This is a genomic window from Neisseria weaveri (assembly GCF_900638685.1).
Classification (GTDB): domain Bacteria; phylum Pseudomonadota; class Gammaproteobacteria; order Burkholderiales; family Neisseriaceae; genus Neisseria; species Neisseria weaveri.
Genome location: NZ_LR134533.1, coordinates 1,153,235 through 1,170,991, shown reverse-complemented (window position 1 = coordinate 1,170,991; position 17,757 = coordinate 1,153,235). Strand labels below are relative to the sequence as shown.

At 49.2% G+C, this 17,757-nt stretch carries 16 protein-coding genes; 8 read left to right on the top strand and 8 right to left on the bottom strand.

Annotation, left to right across the window (positions count from 1 at the left end):
* Positions 1-70 precede the first annotated feature (70 nt).
* The 5 genes from EL309_RS05740 to EL309_RS05720 all read left to right on the top strand — a co-directional run bounded on the left by EL309_RS05740 (position 71) and on the right by EL309_RS05720 (position 4,575).
* Positions 71-820, top strand: coding sequence for an electron transfer flavoprotein subunit beta/FixA family protein (locus EL309_RS05740; RefSeq protein ID WP_004284478.1), 750 nt, complete (start codon positions 71-73; stop codon positions 818-820).
* A gap of 11 nt (positions 821-831) precedes the next feature.
* Positions 832-1,767: an electron transfer flavoprotein subunit alpha/FixB family protein gene (locus tag EL309_RS05735; protein ID WP_004284476.1), complete on the top strand. Its 936-nt coding sequence runs from the start codon at positions 832-834 to the stop codon at positions 1,765-1,767.
* Between the two features lie 122 nt (positions 1,768-1,889).
* Positions 1,890-2,510, top strand: a complete 621-nt coding sequence (locus EL309_RS05730; RefSeq protein WP_040669932.1) for an IMPACT family protein — start codon at positions 1,890-1,892, stop codon at positions 2,508-2,510.
* A 171-nt stretch (positions 2,511-2,681) separates the two neighbouring features.
* Positions 2,682-3,953 carry a phosphoribosylamine--glycine ligase gene (gene purD / locus EL309_RS05725; protein WP_004284474.1) on the top strand — a complete coding sequence of 424 codons (1,272 nt, stop codon included), beginning with the start codon at positions 2,682-2,684 and terminating at the stop codon, positions 3,951-3,953.
* Positions 3,954-4,002: 49 nt separating this feature from the next.
* Positions 4,003-4,575 (top strand): L-threonylcarbamoyladenylate synthase, encoded by a 573-nt coding sequence (locus tag EL309_RS05720; RefSeq protein WP_004284473.1) that lies wholly within the window; start codon positions 4,003-4,005, stop codon positions 4,573-4,575.
* 277 nt (positions 4,576-4,852) lie between these two features.
* Here EL309_RS05720 and EL309_RS05715 read toward each other — a convergent pair whose 3' ends face one another.
* Both EL309_RS05715 and EL309_RS05710 read right to left on the bottom strand, forming a co-directional pair.
* Positions 4,853-5,749: a polyprenyl synthetase family protein gene (locus EL309_RS05715; protein WP_004284471.1), complete on the bottom strand. Its 897-nt coding sequence runs from the start codon at positions 5,747-5,749 to the stop codon at positions 4,853-4,855.
* Entirely contained in the window at positions 5,733-5,963 is a 231-nt protein-coding gene (locus EL309_RS05710; RefSeq protein WP_004284470.1) for an exodeoxyribonuclease VII small subunit, read from the bottom strand. The genes EL309_RS05715 and EL309_RS05710 overlap by 17 nt, the downstream gene beginning before the upstream one ends.
* A 145-nt stretch (positions 5,964-6,108) precedes the next feature.
* Here EL309_RS05710 and gltX point away from each other — a divergent pair, with 145 nt between their 5' ends.
* Complete coding sequence (gene gltX / locus EL309_RS05705) at positions 6,109-7,503, top strand: glutamate--tRNA ligase (RefSeq protein WP_004284469.1); 1,395 nt, start codon at positions 6,109-6,111, stop codon at positions 7,501-7,503.
* A 148-nt stretch (positions 7,504-7,651) separates the two neighbouring features.
* On the opposite strand, the gene murU is transcribed toward gltX, so the two are convergent.
* The 5 genes from murU to amgK form a co-directional block, all read right to left on the bottom strand.
* On the bottom strand, positions 7,652-8,350 hold the full coding sequence (murU, locus tag EL309_RS05700; RefSeq protein WP_004284468.1) for an N-acetylmuramate alpha-1-phosphate uridylyltransferase MurU: 699 nt from the start codon (positions 8,348-8,350) through the stop codon (positions 7,652-7,654).
* 49 nt (positions 8,351-8,399) lie between these two features.
* Positions 8,400-8,906 (bottom strand): S-ribosylhomocysteine lyase, encoded by a 507-nt coding sequence (gene luxS / locus EL309_RS05695; RefSeq protein ID WP_036494464.1) that lies wholly within the window; start codon positions 8,904-8,906, stop codon positions 8,400-8,402.
* Positions 8,907-9,062: 156 nt separating this feature from the next.
* On the bottom strand, positions 9,063-10,175 hold the full coding sequence (locus tag EL309_RS05690; protein WP_004284464.1) for an endonuclease/exonuclease/phosphatase family protein: 1,113 nt from the start codon (positions 10,173-10,175) through the stop codon (positions 9,063-9,065).
* A gap of 217 nt (positions 10,176-10,392) precedes the next feature.
* The gene (murJ, locus tag EL309_RS05685) at positions 10,393-11,931 is read right to left on the bottom strand and encodes a murein biosynthesis integral membrane protein MurJ (protein ID WP_004284462.1); all 1,539 of its coding nucleotides are present in this window, start codon (positions 11,929-11,931) and stop codon (positions 10,393-10,395) included.
* Between the two features lie 186 nt (positions 11,932-12,117).
* Complete coding sequence (gene amgK, locus EL309_RS05680) at positions 12,118-13,122, bottom strand: N-acetylmuramate/N-acetylglucosamine kinase AmgK (protein ID WP_004284461.1); 1,005 nt, start codon at positions 13,120-13,122, stop codon at positions 12,118-12,120.
* A gap of 61 nt (positions 13,123-13,183) precedes the next feature.
* Between amgK and EL309_RS05675 the strand changes: the two genes are divergently transcribed.
* Together EL309_RS05675 and EL309_RS05670 are read left to right on the top strand one after the other, a co-directional pair.
* On the top strand, positions 13,184-15,514 hold the full coding sequence (locus tag EL309_RS05675; RefSeq protein WP_004284460.1) for an LPS-assembly protein LptD: 2,331 nt from the start codon (positions 13,184-13,186) through the stop codon (positions 15,512-15,514).
* Positions 15,511-16,479 carry a peptidylprolyl isomerase gene (locus EL309_RS05670; RefSeq protein ID WP_004284459.1) on the top strand — a complete coding sequence of 323 codons (969 nt, stop codon included), beginning with the start codon at positions 15,511-15,513 and terminating at the stop codon, positions 16,477-16,479. Before EL309_RS05675 ends, EL309_RS05670 begins: the two co-directional genes overlap by 4 nt.
* Before the next feature lie 83 nt (positions 16,480-16,562).
* On the opposite strand, the gene EL309_RS05665 is transcribed toward EL309_RS05670, so the two are convergent.
* Positions 16,563-17,495 (bottom strand): LysR family transcriptional regulator, encoded by a 933-nt coding sequence (locus tag EL309_RS05665; protein ID WP_004284458.1) that lies wholly within the window; start codon positions 17,493-17,495, stop codon positions 16,563-16,565.
* Positions 17,496-17,757 lie beyond the last annotated feature (262 nt).

Genomic DNA, 17,757 nt, shown 5'->3' with positions numbered 1-17,757 from the left:
TTTATAAAACCTGTATTGCAGAAAAGTTGAATTTTTTATCCCGGATTTTTGTCCGGTTTAAGGAGAACCCATGAAAGCATTGGTTGCTGTCAAACGCGTGGTGGATTACAACGTAAAAGTCCGGGTAAAGGCCGACGGTTCGGATGTGGATATCGGTAATGTCAAAATGTCGATGAATCCATTTGATGAAATTGCAGTTGAAGAAGCGGTACGATTGAAAGAAGCCGGTAAGGTTACCGAAATCGTTGCGGTTTCTTTGGGTGAAAAAAAATGCGAAGAAACGCTGCGTACGGCTTTGGCAATGGGCGCAGACCGTGCCGTTCATGTGGAAACCGATACAAAACTCGAACCTTTGGCCGTAGCCAAACTATTGAAAGCTGTTGCCGACAAAGAGCAACCGCAGATTTTATTATTGGGCAAGCAAGCGATTGATGATGATGCCAATCAAACGGCACAAATGCTGGCTGCATTGATGAATGCCGCTCAAGCGACATTTGCAGCAAAAGTGGAAGTCGGAGACGGAGAAGTAACCGTTACCCGTGAAATCGACGGTGGCGAAGAAACGCTTGCACTCAAATTGCCGGCGGTTATCAGTACGGATCTGCGTTTGAACGAACCGCGCTTTGTGAAATTACCGAATATTATGGCTGCGAAGAAAAAGCCGTTGGAAAAATTAGCTCCAGCCGATTTAAATGTGGATATTTCTCCCCGTATCAGTGTATTGAAAGTTGCCGAACCCAAAGCCCGCCAAGCCGGTATCAAATTGGCCAATGTCGGTGAATTGGTTGAAAAACTGAAGAACGAAGCCAAAGTGATTTAAGGGAGTATGAAATGAGCGTATTGATTATTGCAGAACATAATAACCAGCAATTAAATCCCGCTACTCTGCATGCGGTTACGGCTGCGGCAAAACTGGGTGAAGTTCACGTTTTGGTGGCCGGTAAAGCTGTGGGTTCAGTAGTTGAGTCGGCAAAAAAAATCAGCGGTGTAGCAAAAGTATTGGTTGCCGATGCCGGCCATTACGGCGAGGGATTGGCAGAAGAGATGGCTCCTTTGGTGGTGAAATTGGCTTGCGATTACCGACATATCGCAGCCGCCGCAACGGCTTTCGGTAAAAACTTGCTGCCGCGCGTAGCTGCTTTATTGGATGTTCCGCAGATTTCCGATTTGACCGAAGTGGTTGATGAAACCACGTTTGTCCGTCCGATTTATGCGGGTAATGCTTTTGAAACCGTTCAAAGCAATGCGGATAAATTAGTGCTCACTTTCCGTGCTACTGCTTTTGATGCCGCAGATGCACAAACCGGTAATGCGGAATCCGTTCAAGTAGAAGCATTGCCTGCTCAAAATTTAAGCCGGTTTGTTAATCGAAAACTGACGCAATCAGACCGTCCTGAATTGACTCAAGCCAAAGTAGTGGTGTCCGGCGGACGGGCGTTGGGTAGTGCAGAGCAATTCCAAGCGGTTTTAACGCCGTTGGCAGATGTCTTGGGCGCGGCAATCGGCGCATCGCGCGCGGCGGTAGATGCCGATTATGCACCTAACGATTATCAAGTAGGACAAACCGGTAAAGTTGTAGCGCCCGAATTGTATATTGCAGTCGGTATTTCCGGAGCTATTCAGCATATTGCCGGTATGCAGGACAGCAAAGTTATCGTAGCAATCAACAAAGATCCGGATGCGCAAATTTTCAATATTGCCGATTACGGTTTGGTGGGTGATTTGTTTGAAATTGTGCCACAGTTGACTGAAGCGTTGAAAAACTGATTCCTATTGTTTCACGTGAAACACTCAAAAACTTTATGCAATGGAAGTTGCATAAAGTTTTTGCTTTTATTTTCAGACGGCCGGTTTTGTTATCAGGCCGCCTGAAAAGGATGAATTTAAATATGACCGTAACTGTTTATAAAACCATTGCTGCTCCGACAGAAGCCGAGTTTAAAGATAAAGGCAGCCGTTTTATTGCTTTTGCTTACCCTATCCATTCGATAGCGGATGTGAAGCGTTATGTCGAGCCGTTGCGTGAAGCTCATCATAAAGCGCGGCATTGGTGTTATGCTTACCGGCTCGGTGTTGAAGGTACTCAGTTTCGTGCGAATGATGATGGGGAGCCGTCTGGCAGTGCAGGCCGTCCGATTTTAGGCCAGATTTATTCCGCCGAATTGACAGATGTTTTGGTGGTGGTGGTTCGTTATTTCGGCGGTACTTTATTGGGTGTACCCGGATTGATTCATGCTTATAAAACTGCAACTGCTGAAGCTTTGTCGGTAGCGGAGATTGTGGAAAAAAATGTGGAAAAAACGGTTTTTATCCGTTGTGAATATCCACATTTGAATGACGCTATCAGAATTGCCAAACAGCATTGTGCGGAAGTCATCGAACAGGATTTACAGTTGGATTGCCGTTTGACAGTGCGTATTCCTTTAGCTAATTACGATGCTTGTGTTGCAGCTTGGCGGCATACCCGTTTTATTGAAGTAAACAGTGAGATTGTTGGAGAAGATTCATAACCAAGGCCGTCTGAATTTCAGACGGCCTTGGTTTTTCAATTTCGAGTCAAGTCTGTTTGTAATCGGAATAATTGTAAAATAAACGGCATTCAAGCTGATTTCAGCAGTTAAATCGGCTATAATTCGGGCTTCGATTCATTTGCGTATATTGGCATTGATTAAGGATAAATCATGAAACTACTCGTTATCGGCAGCGGCGGACGCGAACATGCTTTGGCTTGGAAATTGGCACAATCTCCGAAAGTTGAAACGGTATTTGTTGCGCCGGGTAATGCAGGTACGGCGGTTGAGCCTAAATTAAAAAATATTGCCTTATCCGCACATAATGAATTGATTGATTTCTGCAAAAAGGAAAATATTGCTTTTACCGTTGTTGGTCCTGAAGCACCATTGGCGGCGGGTGTTGTAAATGATTTCCGTGCAGCAGGATTGAAAATTTTCGGTCCTACCCAATACGCAGCCCAATTGGAAAGTTCGAAAGATTTTGCCAAAGCCTTTATGGCTAAATACGATATTCCGACCGCGCAATATCAGACATTTGAAAATGCAGAAAAAGCGCATGAATATGTTGATGGCAAAGGCGCGCCCATCGTGATTAAAGCCGACGGTTTGGCTGCCGGAAAAGGCGTGATTGTGGCAATGACGTTGGAAGAAGCGCATGCGGCAATCGATGATATGCTATTGGGCAATAAAATGGGTAATGCCGGTGCGCGCGTAGTTATTGAAGATTTTCTACAGGGCGAAGAAGCCAGCTTTATCGTTATGGTCGACGGAAACTATGTGTTGCCGATGGCAACCAGCCAAGACCATAAACGTTTGCTGGACAATGATAAAGGTCCGAATACCGGCGGTATGGGTGCATACAGTCCCGCACCGGTGGTAACGCCGGAAGTTTACGAACGTGCAATGAATGAGATTATTCTACCGACTGTTGCCGGTATGAAAGCTGAAGGTCATGAATTTACCGGATTTTTATATGCCGGTTTGATGATCGATAAAAACGGTGCACCGTTTACTATTGAGTTTAACTGTCGTTTCGGTGATCCTGAAACCCAGCCTATTATGAGCCGTTTGGATAGTGATTTGGTGGATTTGCTTGAAGCTGCATTGGCAGGCAAACTGGATAGCGTACAAGCCGAATGGAATGAACAGACGGCAGTCGGTGTGGTTTTGGCTGCTGAAAACTATCCCGAAACTCCGAAAAAAGGCGATGTGATTTCAGGTTTGGCGGAAGCCGACAAAATCGGCAAAGTATTCCATGCGGGTACATCATTGAATGCAGAGCAGCAAATTGTTACTAACGGCGGTCGTGTATTATGCGTTGTCGGCTTGGGTAACGGTGTTGCGGAAGCTAAAGCAAAAGCCTATGAAGCACTCGGCAAAGTTCATTTTGACGGTATGCAGTATCGTAAGGATATTGCGGATAAGGCCGTTAAGCGTTAATCCGAAAATGAAAGAGGCCGTCTGAATTTCAGACGGCTTTCGATTTTATATGATTCCGTTTTCCCGTATTCTTTCTGCATCTGCTAAACGCAAATTAATCAGTCACTTGAAGCATGGCGGATTGGTGGCTTATCCGACCGAATCTTGTTACGGTATCGGCTGCCTGCCTGTTCATTCGCGGGCTTTGAACCAATTGGTGCATGTTAAAAAACGGCCGCAGCATAAAGGCATGATTGTAATCGGTGCGGATTTATCCCAATTGCAGTCTTTGTTGGAAAAGCCGTCGGAAGCGGTTAAATTGATGTTGGAATCGGAATGGCCTGCACCGAAAACTTTTCTATTGAATGTGGATAAACGGGTTTTGCCGGTTTTGCGTGGGAAAGGCCGGAATAAATTGGCCGTACGTGTGCCCGAACACCATTTGGCTAGAAATTTATGCACAATTTTAGGTATGCCTTTGGTGTCTACTTCATGTAACCGTGCCGGAAAACGCCCGTGTAAAACCGAGCGGGAAGTCCGGCGGCAATTCGGTCGGGAAGTTTGGATAGTTGGCGGGCGTATCGGCAGGCAGAAACAGCCGAGTCAGATTATTGATGCTGAAACGGGAAGACGTTTACGTTGATTTCCAGTTGGGTTATCCACATTCAATGTAATCATCCGAAATAGATGTCAATGAGGTTGGAATAGGATTTTATCCTTGTGGATAGTTTTAAGGGTTTAGATTAACGAATATGCTTGAAAATACGGTTTATCGGTTATTTGCCGGAAAAGAATCTTGTGGATAATTTAGTGGATTTCTTGGGAATGGTTTATTGATCCTATAATTAATAAATTGTTTTGTATAAATATTTAAGGCCGTCTGAAATTTTCAGACGGCCTGTTTGTTTGTGGATAAGTTTTCAGTTTTTTCGTGCGGTTACAAATTCGGCCAGCAGACGCAGATGAACGGCTTTTTCACCGAAAGATTCCAAATAGATGGTTGCTTCGGCGATCAATTGTTCGGCATAGCTTCGGGCCTGCTCCAATCCCATTAGTTTGACGTAAGTCGGTTTATCGTTATCGGCATCTTTGCCGGCGGTTTTGCCCAAAGTTGCCGTATCGGCTTCGCAGTCTAAAACATCATCAATCACTTGAAATGCCAAGCCTAGATTTGTTGCATAGTTGTCTAATGCGGCCAGGGCGGTATCGTCCAAGCCGGGGCATGATAATGCACCCAAAGCAACGGCAGCGCGGATTAATGCGCCTGTTTTTAAGCCGTGCATCTGTTCCAGCTCTGTTTGGGTCATGGGTTTGCCGACATTGGCTAAATCGATGGCTTGTCCGCCGGCCATGCCGAAACTGCCGGAAGCTTTTGCTAAAACAGACAGCATATTCAATTGTCTGGCGGCAGGCAGGCCGCAAGGGCGGCTTAATACGTCGAATGCTTGGGTTTGCAGGGCATCGCCTACCAGTAAGGCGGTGGCTTCGTCGTATTGAACATGGCAGGTTGGCTTGCCTCTGCGCAGGCTGTCGTTATCCATAGCCGGCATATCGTCGTGTACTAATGAATAGACATGTATCATTTCAATCGCGGCCATGGCTTGTTCGACAGCGGTGGCATCGGCTTCCCCCAGCTCGGAAGCGGCTAAAACCAAGAGCGGCCGCAGGCGTTTGCCGCCACCCAAAGTGACATAGCGCATGGCTTCGTGCAGTTTGGACGGGACATTTTTTTCAGACGGCATCAGGCGTTCCAATACCAGCTCTGTATGCGCTTGAGCTTTATGCTGCCAAGCTTTGAGATCATTCGCTTTGTTCAAGATCCAGCTCCTTCAGTTCTCCGGCATCCAAAACCTGCAGTTTTTGCTCGACTTCCGCGAGCTTGGCTTGGCAGTATTTGACCAACTCGTTGCCTTCCTGATAGGCGGCAAGCGCGTCTTCCAACGGCATTTCGCTGCTCTGCATGGCTTGGGTTAGGGTTTCCAAGCGTTTTAGTGCATCTTCGAAAGATTTGGGCTGCGTGAATTTTTTCATATCTGTCGGCTTGTTTTGCAAAAGCGATATTGTAGCATTGTTGAATGTAGTGAAATCAATAAAGGCCGTCTGAAAACTGTTCAGACGGCCTCTAAACGCATAAAATAACGGCTTTTAAAGCAACGAATTGTTTAGAAGGCCCGATATGACTGTTAAAACCCGTTTTGCGCCCAGCCCGACAGGCTACCTGCACATCGGCGGTGTACGTACCGCTCTGTTTTCATGGGCGTTTGCCCGCAAACACAAAGGTGAGTTTCTGTTGCGTATCGAAGATACCGACTTGGCGCGTTCGACTGCCGAATCGGTTAATATCATTCTCGACGGCATGAAATGGGTTGGTTTGAATTACGACAATGCCGACAACGTGGTCTATCAAACCCGCCGTTTCGACCGCTATAAAGAAGTGATTGCCGAGCTGCTGGAAAAAGGTCAGGCTTATTATTGCTACTGCAGCAAAGAAGAATTGGAAGCCATGCGTGAGAAAGCCGAAAAAGAAGGCACGGCCACTTACGACCGCCGCTGGCGCCCGGAAGAAGGCAAAACCCTGCCGTCCGTGCCGGAAGGCGTGGAGCCGGTAGTACGCTTTAAAACGCCGGTAGACGGCGTAACCAAATGGAACGATTTGGTCAAAGGCGAAATCAGCATTCCCAATGAAGCTTTGGACGATTTGATTATTGCGCGCGCCGACGGTACGCCGACTTATAATTTCTGCGTAGTAGTCGACGATTACGATATGGGTGTGACCCATGTGATCCGCGGCAACGACCATGTGAACAATACACCCAAGCAAATCAATATCTTAAAAGCAATGGGTGCGGCTTTGCCCGAATACGCGCACTTACCGATGATTTTGAACGAACAGGGTAAGAAAATTTCCAAGCGCAGCGGCGATACCGTGGCGATTACCGATTTCGGTGCGATGGGTATCCTGCCGGAAGCCATGCTGAATTATCTCGCCCGTTTGGGTTGGGCGCACGGTGACGACGAATTCTTTACGATGGAACAGTTCATCGAATGGTTTGATTTGAAAGACGTTTCCCCGTCGCCCAGCCGCATGGATTTGAAAAAACTGTATTGGATCAATGCCGAACATATCAAAGCAACGGCAAACCATGAGCTTGCAGAGCTGGTTAAACCGCGTTTGGCGGTACGCGGTATTGCCCAGACCGACAAACCGGCACTGGAAGATGTATTGGCTTTGGTGAAAGACCGTGCCCAAGATTTGAATACTTTGGCGGACGAATGCATTTATTTCTATGAAAAAGCCACGCCTGCGGAGGCCGATGTGGCCAAGCATTGGGACGAAGAAGCACCTGCCCGTATGCTGCGTTTTGCCGAGAAGCTGGAAGGTTTGAGCGATTGGAATGCAGAAGCCGTTCATGACTTATTCAAGCCGTTTTGCGATGCCGAAGGCATCAAAATGGGCAAGCTGGGTATGCCTTTGCGCTTGGCGGTTTGCGGTACGGCGAAAACACCTAGCGTGGATGAGGTATTGGCTTTAATCGGTAAAGAAGAAGTGTTGAAACGTATCCGCAGTTAAATGTGGATAACGAGATAAACTTGGTTTGCACAGCGGCGTTATCGGTTTGTGTGAAAAAAGGGTTTATCTGTATATAGAAACATATAAAACGGCTGCAGACTTTCGGGTTTGCAGCCGTTTTTTTGTAGAAAATTGCATCGGGCGGTGCTTAAGACCAATTTTCGGCCAAACGGTTGGCTTCTTCCAAACGTTCGACCGTGCCGACGTCGAGCCACAGTCCGGTATGGTGTTCGCCGCTGATTTTGTGGTTCTGCATGGCTTGCCGCAGCAAGGGTGCGAGCTTGGCCGCCTGATGGGGCGGTGTATGGTCGAATAGCTGCGGATGGTAAATACCGGTGCCGCTGAAGGTATAGGTGTGGTTGGGAACCGTATCTGCCTGAACGAGGCCGTCTGAATTTAGGGCGAAGTCGCCGTTCGGGTTATGCGGCGGGTTATTCACAAGCCAGAGATGGGCGAGCATTCGGTTTTTCAGCATCGATTCGGCGGTTTGGTAAGCTTGGCTGAAGTCGATATCGGTTAACACATCGCCGTTAACGACTAAAAACGGTTCGTTGCCCAACAGGGGCAAGGCTGTGGCGATACCGCCGGCGGTTTCCAAGCCTTGTGCGCCTTCGGCGGAATAACGGATACGCACGCCGTAGGCGGAGCCGTCTTTCAGTGTTTCTTCGATTTGTCGGCCGAGCCAGGCGTGGTTGATGACGATGTCTTCAAATCCTGCTGCTTTCAGACGGCGTAAATGCCAGCCTATTAATGGTTCTTTACCGGCTTTGAGCAGCGGTTTCGGGCAGGTATCGGTTAACGGGCGCATACGTTCGCCGCGTCCGGCCGCGAGTATCATGGCTTTCATGGGTGTCCTGTATGATTGAGGCCGTCTGAATTTTCAGACGGCCTGATGATTATGATTGCAGCAGACTTTCGTCTAAAGTTAAGTCGTCGTTTTTGTTGACGCGGATGTCTCGTGCCAGAATATTGCGGGCGATGTCTTGTGCTTCAATCAGAGAATGCATTTGGTATGTGCCGCATTGGTATTCGTTTAGCTCGGGAATTTGGTTTTGGCTTTGTACGTTGAGCACGTCCTGCATGGAAGCTTGCCATGCATCGGCCACCTGTTGTTCGTCCGGCGTACCGATCAGGCTCATGTAGAAACCGGTACGGCAACCCATCGGGGAAATATCGATGATTTCCACATCTTTGCTGTTTAAGTGGTCGCGCATAAAGCCGGCAAACAGGTGTTCCAAAGTGTGAATGCCTTTTTCGGAAAGGATTTCTTGGTTGGGTACGCAGAAACGCAGGTCGTATACGGTAATGTCGTCGCCTTTGGGCGTACGCATGGTTTTGGCGATGCGTACGGCGGGGGCGTGCATGCGTGTGTGGTCGACTTTGAAGCTGTCTAATAAGGGCATGATGACTCCTTTTTCTGGGTAAGGGTTTGTATTTTAGCCGCTTATGATAGCATTTTTAATGAAAAGAGGCCGTCTGAATTTTTCAGACGGCCTCTGTGGATAAATAGGGTTGCGGATAATATTAATGCCGATTGGGCGGTTTAATCTCCGTTGGTTTTATTTTTCCGTGTATTTTTCTCTCACCACTTCTTTCAGCGGATCGGCTTCGGCGATTTTTTCTTCTGCTTCGCGTTTTTCTTCCGCATCGGCTTGTTCTTTTTCCTGAATCGCTTCCGCTTTGGGGGCAAATTGGAATTTGCCGTATACCGGGAAATGGTCGGAGCCGATATAAGGCAGCACTCTGATGTCGCTCATCATGAAATCGCTGCTGTGGAAAATATGGTCGAGCGGCCAGCGTAACAGCGGATATTTGGCATGGAAAGTATTGTATAGACCGCGGCCTTTGCGCGGATCAAGCAGGCCGCTGATTTGTTGGAACAGGCATGAAGTGCGCGACCAGGCCACATCGTTCAAATCTCCGAAAACCAAAACGGAATGGTCGTATTTGGCGATTTCTTTGCCGACCAGCAGCAATTCGGCATCGCGGTCGGTAGACGTTTCGGCTTCGGTCGGGCTGGGCGGCATCGGGTGCAGGCAGTAAATATAGATCCATTCGCCCGAACGCAGTTGCAGCTCGGCGACGATAGACGGAATGTCTTCGGCAACCCAATGCCGGATTTCGACATTTCTCAACGGCAGGCGGCTGTATAAATGCATGCCGTAAAGGTTGTCGAGCGGGATTTTGACCGTATAGCGGTAATCCTGCTGCTCTTCCAAACAAGACAGCTGTTTTTCCCACCATTCATCGCTTTCCAAAGTCAGTACCACGTCGGGTCGGTATTGTTCGACTTGACGCAGCAGCAGGTCGGACCGGTGGTTGTGCGTTAAGACATTGCTGGTAATGAGAGAGATGGTACGCTCGTTATCCGGGCCTTGATAGTGCAGCACTTCGGTTTTGGTCAGGCGCGTGTAGGCCGATATTTCTTTAATCTGATACAGGAAACAAGCAATATTGAGAATTTCTAGAACGATAAAAACCGGATGGCTGTTGGGTGAAAACAAGCGGTTGAACAGGCCGAACAGCAAACCTGAAACGGCAATCTGGATGCGTGGAAAATCGAATATGCGGAATCCCCAGTGGCTGTGGTTAATCAGCGGCAGCAGCGTTGCCGAGATAGGGATAAGCAGAAGAAAGAGTTGCAGCCAGGATAGTGTGTCGAATTCAGCCATGGTTTTGTGGTGTAACGGAGATGTTTTTTGTTGATAAACAGTAAGACAGGTTGCGTATCCAACTGTATCGGTAAATAAAGCATACAACAAATAAACGGATATCGGAAATCAAAGATATGAAAAGGCCGTCTGAAAATTTATGCCGGAATTTTCAGACGGCCTCATCATTATCCAATAAACAGCCCCCTTTATCGGCCGTAAAAAACGCCGGAAACGCTTAACGTTCGGAGCGTTTGAAATGGCGCGGACGGAAGCCGAGCAGCCCTAAAGAAGTAAAATACAAACCGCCGCCCAAAGCTACCAAACCGCCTAATTGCGCAGCTTTCTGCCAGCCGGTTACGCCGACCCATTCCAGCGGCAGATAATGCTGTGCCGCCCATAAACCGCCCGCCATCACCGCCAATGCCGCAAACAGCTTCACAATAAAAGCCTGCCAACCGTTGCCGGGCGTATAAATGCCTTTTACCCGCAACAGCACAAACAATAAACCCGCATTCAAACAAGCACCCAAGCCGATGGCCAAAGCCAAGCCGACATGCTGCAGGGGGCCGACAAAAATCAAATTCATAACTTGAGTAACAATAAGGGTGAAAATCGCAATTTTGACCGGCGTTTTAATGTTTTGGCGCGCATAAAAAGCCGGTGCCAACACCTTGATGGTAATCAGACCGATTAAGCCCAAAGAATAAGCCATCAGCGCGTTTTGCGTCATTACCGCATCGTTCAGGGTAAATTCCTTATACATAAACAAGGTTGCCACCAGCGGAAACGACAATACCGCCAAACCGACCGCAGCCGGCAAGGCCAGCAGCAGGCATAAACGCAAACCCCAGTCCAGCAGGCCGGAAAAATCTTGCGTATTCTGGCTGCTCGCGTGTTTGGATAAAGTCGGCAGCAGAATCGTACCTAAAGCCGCACCTAAAACACCAGTCGGCAGTTCCATCAGGCGGTCGGCGTAATACATCCAAGATACGCTGCCCGATTGCAGAAACGAAGCGAAAATTGTGTTGATCACCAAAGAAATCTGCGCCACGCTCACCCCCAAAATTGCCGGAGCCATCTGTTTCAATACCCGCTGCACCGCATGATGTTTGAAATCCAGCTTGGGCATTTTCAGAAAACCGATTTTAAACAGCCACGGCAATTGGAAAGCCAGCTGCAAAATCCCGCCGACAAACACCGCCCACGCCAGCGCCATTACGGGCGGGTCGAAATACGGAACGAGAAATAAGGCAAAAACGATAAACGAAATGTTCAGCAAGGTCGGTGTAACCGCAGGAATACTGAATTTGTGGTAAGTATTGAGAATACTGCCCACAAAAGAAGACAGCGAAATAAACAAAATATAGGGAAAGGTTACGCGCAGCAAATCAACCGACAGCTGGAATTTTTCCGGCTGGTTGGCAAAACCCGCCGCCGTAATGTAAATAATCCACGGCGCGGCCAATACGCCGACGGCGGTTACAATCGTCAGGATAAACGTGAGCATACCGGCAACGTGCCGAACAAAGGCCTGAGTGGCTTCAGCCGAACGGTTTTGCCGGTATTCCGCCAAAATCGGTACAAACGCCTGGGCAAATGCGCCTTCGGCAAAAATACGCCGCAATAAGTTAGGCAGTTTGAAAGCAACGAAAAAAGCATCCGTTGCCGCGCCGGCACCGAAAGCCCGGGCAATAATGGTATCGCGGACAAACCCGAGTATGCGCGAAAGCATGGTCAGGCTGCCGACTTTGGCAAGGGCGTTAAGTAGATTCATAAATCCGGTTTCTGAAAAATATTAAAGTAGAAATCGATGAGGCCGTCTGAAAATTCAGACGGCCTTTTACAGCGGCAGACAAACCTGTTTATGCTGGGTAAATATTGTTTGTGCAGATGAATGTTTGCAAAAACAGTTGATTGCCGTAACGGTATCGCAGTGATTGAGGCCGTCTGAAAACAATACTTAGAACGTATAACCCGTTTCCAGTTCATCGTCGCCGACCAAGTCCACCAGCAAAGCATACAGCGGTGCCAGTTCGATATAGCGGCGTGAAGCACGGCGCAGGTAATTCAGGAAGCGCGGAATTTCAGGGCGGTATTTGTCTTTACCGTCGCGGTAATGCAGCCGTGCGAAAATGCCTGCCACTTTCAAATGACGCTGCACACCCATCCACTCGAACCAACGGTAAAACTCGTCAAACCCAGCCGGAACCGGCAAACCGGCGGTACGCGCTTTTTCCCAATAACGGATTACCAAATCCAAGACGAATTCTTCTTCCCATTCGATAAACGCATCGCGCAGCAGCGAAACCAAATCATAAGAAATCGGGCCGTACAGCGCATCTTGGAAATCCAATACGCCCGGTCTGCCTTTCTGCAGCATCAGGTTGCGGACGATAAAATCGCGATGCACATACACTTTCGGCTGTTCCAGCAGAGGCGGCAATAAAGTATCCACTACTTGCTGCCACAACTGGCGCTGTTTGAAATTCAGCGGTTTGCCTAATTCTTTGGCAACGAACCATTCGGGGAACAGGTTGATTTCGCGAAGCATTACTTCGCGGTCGTATTCGGGCAAAACATCCGGCCGGCTGTGTTTTTGCAGTTCGATCAATTCGTCGATGGCTTCCAAAAGCAGGATTTTATGCACGGCTTCACGGCCGTCGTGCCGCATAGCCGTCAAAAACGTGGTGTTGCCCAAATCGTTCAACACCATGAAGCCCTGCGTTTCATCCACATGCAATACCTGCGGAACGTTGACCATGGAAAACAACTGCTGCACTTTCAAATAAGGCGCAACGCTCATCTTATCCGGCGGTGCATCCATGCAGACAACACTGCGGCCGTCTGAAAAAGTAGCACGGAAATAACGGCGGAAATCGGCATCGGCCGCCGCGAAAGTCAAGTCAAAAGATTGGCTTGGAAAAATTTCTTCCAGCCATTTTTTTAATTCAGTTTGTCGTTGCATGGTCGTTTTCAGGTTAAAATAACTGCTATTCTAACTGGCAAAACCGATTTAAGGTGAGACTTTGGCCCGATTATTTTCATTAAAGCCGATTGCGCTGGCGTTGAGTGTGGGATTTAGCACAGCCGCGGCCGCACAGACAGCCGACGATTTATCGTTGGGCAGCACTTGCCTGCTTTGCGACGAAGAAGCCTTGCGCAAAGAGGCGGCGGCAAGGGTTGCCGCGGTCATCAACCGCAGCGGCGGCGAAACGCTTCCTGCCGACTATACCCGTATTACGGCAGACAAAATCATCGGCCAAACCCGTATCGGCGTTAAGGCCGAAGGGGAAGTGATCATCGAGCGCAACGATCAGGTTTTGAATGCGCAATGGGTGGAATACGACCAACGCCGCGATACGATTAAAGCCGGCGATACTTTTGTTCTCCATCAAGACGGCACCACCGTACAAGGCAGCCGTATCGAATACAATCTGACGCAGCAGACCGGTACCGCCGACCACGCGCGTTTGGAAGCCGAACACGAAGGCCGCAGGCTGCAAAGCGTCAGCGAACAGGCATTGATGAAAGGCCGGGGGCGTTATCAGCTGATCAATACCAAATTCAATACCTGCCATCCCGGCGATGCCAGTTGGTATATTCGTGCCGACAGCATCGAAGCCGACCAAAACAGCGGTATCGGTGTGGCTAAAAATGCTTCGCTGGTGTTTGGCGGCGTTCCCGTTCTTTATACGCCGTGGGCGGATTTTCCGCTTAACGGCAACCGGAAAAGCGGCTTATTGGTGCCGACTGTCGGCGCGGGTTCAGACGGCCTCGAGTTGGAACTGCCGTATTATTTGAATCTTGCGCCCAATTACGATGCGACTGTGGCGCCCGGTTTGATTAGCGGACGCGGTGCTTATGTGGACGGCGAATTCCGTTATTTGCGTCCCGAATATTCCGGGAAAATGTCGGGCCGCTGGATGCCGTACGACCGCCGTCGAGACAAACGCAACCGTTACCAGTTTCAGTGGTCGCACCAACAGCAGCTGACCCCAAGCCTGACAGGCCGTTTGGACTACAATCAGGTTTCCGACCACGATTATTACCGCGATTTCTACGGCCGCAACGACATTGCCCGCAATGTAAACCTTAACCGCCAAGCTTGGCTGAATTACCGTGATCAAGTATGGGGCGGATCGTTGAGCGCTTATCTGACCGTACAGAAATACCAAACGTTAAAGAGCGAAGACGGTTTCAAAGACGAGCCCTACGCTTTGTTGCCTCGTTTGTCGGGGCGTTGGCAGAAAAATCATGACAACCTGAATTTCGACGTGTTCGGCCAATTCACCCGCTTCTCCCACAAAAACAAACAGGCGGGCAACCGGGCGGTGCTGTATCCGAGTGTGCGCTGGGATATTCACAATTCGTGGGGTTATGTGCGGCCGAAAATCGGCGTACACGCCACTTACTATAATTTGGACAGTTTCGGCGAATTGAAGGAGCGCAGCGTGAGCCGTGTATTGCCGACTTTCAGCATAGACAGCGGTGTGAATCTCGAACGCAAGGCTTCCTGGTTGGGCAAAGATTATCTGCAGACTTTGGAACCGCGCCTGTTTTACAACTATATCCCGACAAAACCGCAAAACGATCTGCCGAACTTCGATTCTTCGGAAAACAGCTTCAATTACCAGCAGCTGTTCCGCGAAAACCTTTATTCCGGCAACGACCGCATCAATTCGGCAAACAGCATTTCCACTGCGGTACAAACCCGTATTTTGAATCCGGAAACAGGTTTGGAATATTTCCGTGCCGGTATTGGTCAAAAGTTTTATTTTAAAAACGATAACGTGTTGGAAGACGGCAGCATCGGCTACTACAACCGCAACCGCTCGGATTGGGTTGCTTTTGCCAACGGTCAGGTGACCAACAGCGTGCGTGTCGATTTAAACGTACACTACAATCAAAACCAAGAGCAGCTCGACAGCTATGTAGCCGGTATCCGTTATCAGCCTGAAGACGGCAAAGTATTGAGTTTGCGTTATAAATACGGTCGCAACGAAAAAATTTACCTGCAGGAAGACAGACGTTACTTCTACGACAAACTGAGCCAGATCGATATGGGCGCACAATGGCCGCTGAATAAAAATCTGTATGCAGTCGGCCGCTTCAACTATGCGCTCAATGTGAAAAAGCCGTTGGAAATGCTGGCCGGTTTGGAATATAAAAGCGGTTGCGGCTGTTGGAGTGCCAGCGTGGTGGCGCAGCGTTATGTAACCGGCTTGAACAGCCGTAAGAATGCCGTGTTTTTCAACCTCCAGCTGAAAGATTTAAGCAATATCGGTAACAATCCATTCGAACAATTGCGTTTGGCCATTCCGGGCTATCGCAAAACCAACGAGGTAGTTAAAAAATGAATTTCAAATCTCTGATTTTAGCCGCTGCAGTGGCCTTGTCTTTTCAGACGGCCTCTGCTGCCGATATCAAATTGGTTGACGGTATTGCCGCTGTGGCCGACGGTGCGGTGATTACGCATAAAGATGTCCGCAAAGCGATGGCGACGGCCAAAGCGTCGCTGCCTAAAAACGCCCAAGTGGATGATGCGGAATTGCGCAGTCAGGTTTTAAGCCAGCTGATTAACCGCACTTTGATGATTGAAGCCGGTAAACGCCGCAATATCAGTGTAGGCAATGCCGAAATCGATGCCGCGCTGCAACAGTTGGCTGCCGAAAGAAAAACCAATATAGACGGTTTGTATGCGGCGGCGGCCAAAGACGGCCTGAGCCGGGCGGCTTTACGCCGCGAGATTGCCGACGGCATTATTATGCAGCGTGTGCAGCAGCAGGCGGTAATGCAGAATGCGCGTGTGAGCGAAGCCGAAATCGATGCCATGATTGCCCGTGCGTCCGAACAGGGCATTGCCTTGCCTGAAGGTGCACCTATCCGCCAATACCGTGCGCAGCATATTCTGCTGAAAGGCGAGAGTGCGAACGCTTTGGCTGCGGCGGAAAGCGGTATCCGCAAGTTATATGACCAAGCGCGCAGCGGTGCGGATTTTGCGATGTTGGCACGTCAGTTTTCACAAGACGGCAGCGCGGCGGCCGGCGGTGATTTGGGCTGGTTTACAGACGGTCAGATGGTGCCGGAATTCGAACATGCCGTGCATACGTTGAAAGCCGGTCAGGTCAGCCGTCCGGTTAAAACCCAATTTGGTTGGCATATCATTAAACTAACGGATGTCCGCGATGCGGGTACGCCGGAGGAGCGCCGTAGAAATGCCGTCCGCCAGTTTATCGCCGAGAAAAAAACCGAGCAGGCCACTATCGAGCTGCTCAAGCAGCTGCATGAAGGTGCGTTTATCGATATTCGCGGTGTGCGCTAAACCGTTTATCGGTTTGAGTTGAAAGCACAAGGCCGTCTGAAAATTCAGACGGCCTTCTTTAATTGACAATTGACGTTTCGGGTTTAATCGTCCAAATGCAGAACGCTGAGTCCGGGCAGGTCGGCGAAGCCGCGTTCGCGAACGATTTTGCAGAAGTTGCCCAAATAGCTTTTGTCTTTGTCTTCCTCGCGCATGGCGGCATACAGTTCGCTGTAGAGGCCGTCTGAAGTAATCGGTTTGGCGATTACATAGTCTTTTTCCAAATAAGGCATAACCGTCCAATACGGCAATGCGGCCAAACCGCGTCGGCTGGCAACCAGTTGGATAATGGCGATGGTTAATTCGCTGTGGCGGCGGTTGGGATTGATGCCGCGCGGCAGCAGGATTTTTCGGAGCAGATCCAGCATATCGTCGGGAACGGGATAGGTAATCAGCGTTTCGTCGGCGAAGTCTTCGGCTTCCCAAACGTCTTTTTCGGCTAAGGGATGGTCTTTGGCGCAAATGCCGACCATTTCGTAAGCAAACAGCGGTTGGTAAGTAATGCCCGGTTGGGGTAAGGCTTCGGAAACGATAGCCAGGTCTGCGCGGTGGGTTAGCAGCAGGCCGACGGGGTCGGCATGGAAGCCGGAAACGATGTCCAATTCTACTTGCGGCCAAAGGGGGCGGAATTCGCCCATTGCGGGCATCAGCCAGTCGAAACAAGTGTGGCATTCGACGGCCAATCTCAGCTCTCCGGCTTCGCCTTCGATGATTTGGGCCATATCGCGTTCGGCGGCGGCCACTTTCGGCAGCAGTTCGCGGGCTAATTGCAGCAGACGCTGTCCGGCCGGAGTGAAACGCAGCGGATTGGATTTCCGTTCAAACAAAGGGGTTTCGTAGTAGTTTTCCAATGCGCGGATTTGGTGGGATAACGCGGATTGTGTCAGGAAAACGCGTTTGGCGGCCAATGAAACGCTGCCGGTTTCTTCCAAAGCCAAAAGGGTTTTCAGATGGCGTAATTCGATAATGGAATCCATAAGACCATAAGACTTTTATTAGGATATAAACAGTATATATTAAAATTATTCATGGTGTTTGTTATTTTTATTAATATGCCTTGCGTACCGGGTGTTTTTTGATGGTGGAAACGGTATGCAGAAAAATTCAGACGGCCTTGATGTCTTTGTAAATTCATACAAAAGATTTACAAATTTTGCCATAATGCAAGCGTTTTAACCGTCCGCAGCCGTTTTGCTCCGGAACGGGGAAGGCAAAACATTTAAGTGTTTGTTGATGATT

What these genes read in the sequence shown, in the direction of transcription:
- purD (WP_004284474.1), top strand. Translation starts at nt 2,682, where the DNA reads ATGAAACTACTCGTTATCGGCAGCGGCGGACGCGAACATGCTTTGGCT.
- EL309_RS05720 (WP_004284473.1), top strand. Translation starts at nt 4,003, where the DNA reads ATGATTCCGTTTTCCCGTATTCTTTCTGCATCTGCTAAACGCAAATTA.
- EL309_RS05710 (WP_004284470.1), bottom strand. Translation starts at nt 5,963, where the DNA reads ATGAAAAAATTCACGCAGCCCAAATCTTTCGAAGATGCACTAAAACGC.
- EL309_RS05670 (WP_004284459.1), top strand. Translation starts at nt 15,511, where the DNA reads ATGAATTTCAAATCTCTGATTTTAGCCGCTGCAGTGGCCTTGTCTTTT.
- murJ (WP_004284462.1), bottom strand. Translation starts at nt 11,931, where the DNA reads ATGAATCTACTTAACGCCCTTGCCAAAGTCGGCAGCCTGACCATGCTT.
- murU (WP_004284468.1), bottom strand. Translation starts at nt 8,350, where the DNA reads ATGAAAGCCATGATACTCGCGGCCGGACGCGGCGAACGTATGCGCCCG.
- gltX (WP_004284469.1), top strand. Translation starts at nt 6,109, where the DNA reads ATGACTGTTAAAACCCGTTTTGCGCCCAGCCCGACAGGCTACCTGCAC.
- EL309_RS05690 (WP_004284464.1), bottom strand. Translation starts at nt 10,175, where the DNA reads ATGGCTGAATTCGACACACTATCCTGGCTGCAACTCTTTCTTCTGCTT.
- EL309_RS05740 (WP_004284478.1), top strand. Translation starts at nt 71, where the DNA reads ATGAAAGCATTGGTTGCTGTCAAACGCGTGGTGGATTACAACGTAAAA.
- EL309_RS05665 (WP_004284458.1), bottom strand. Translation starts at nt 17,495, where the DNA reads ATGGATTCCATTATCGAATTACGCCATCTGAAAACCCTTTTGGCTTTG.
- amgK (WP_004284461.1), bottom strand. Translation starts at nt 13,122, where the DNA reads ATGCAACGACAAACTGAATTAAAAAAATGGCTGGAAGAAATTTTTCCA.
- EL309_RS05735 (WP_004284476.1), top strand. Translation starts at nt 832, where the DNA reads ATGAGCGTATTGATTATTGCAGAACATAATAACCAGCAATTAAATCCC.
- EL309_RS05730 (WP_040669932.1), top strand. Translation starts at nt 1,890, where the DNA reads ATGACCGTAACTGTTTATAAAACCATTGCTGCTCCGACAGAAGCCGAG.
- luxS (WP_036494464.1), bottom strand. Translation starts at nt 8,906, where the DNA reads ATGCCCTTATTAGACAGCTTCAAAGTCGACCACACACGCATGCACGCC.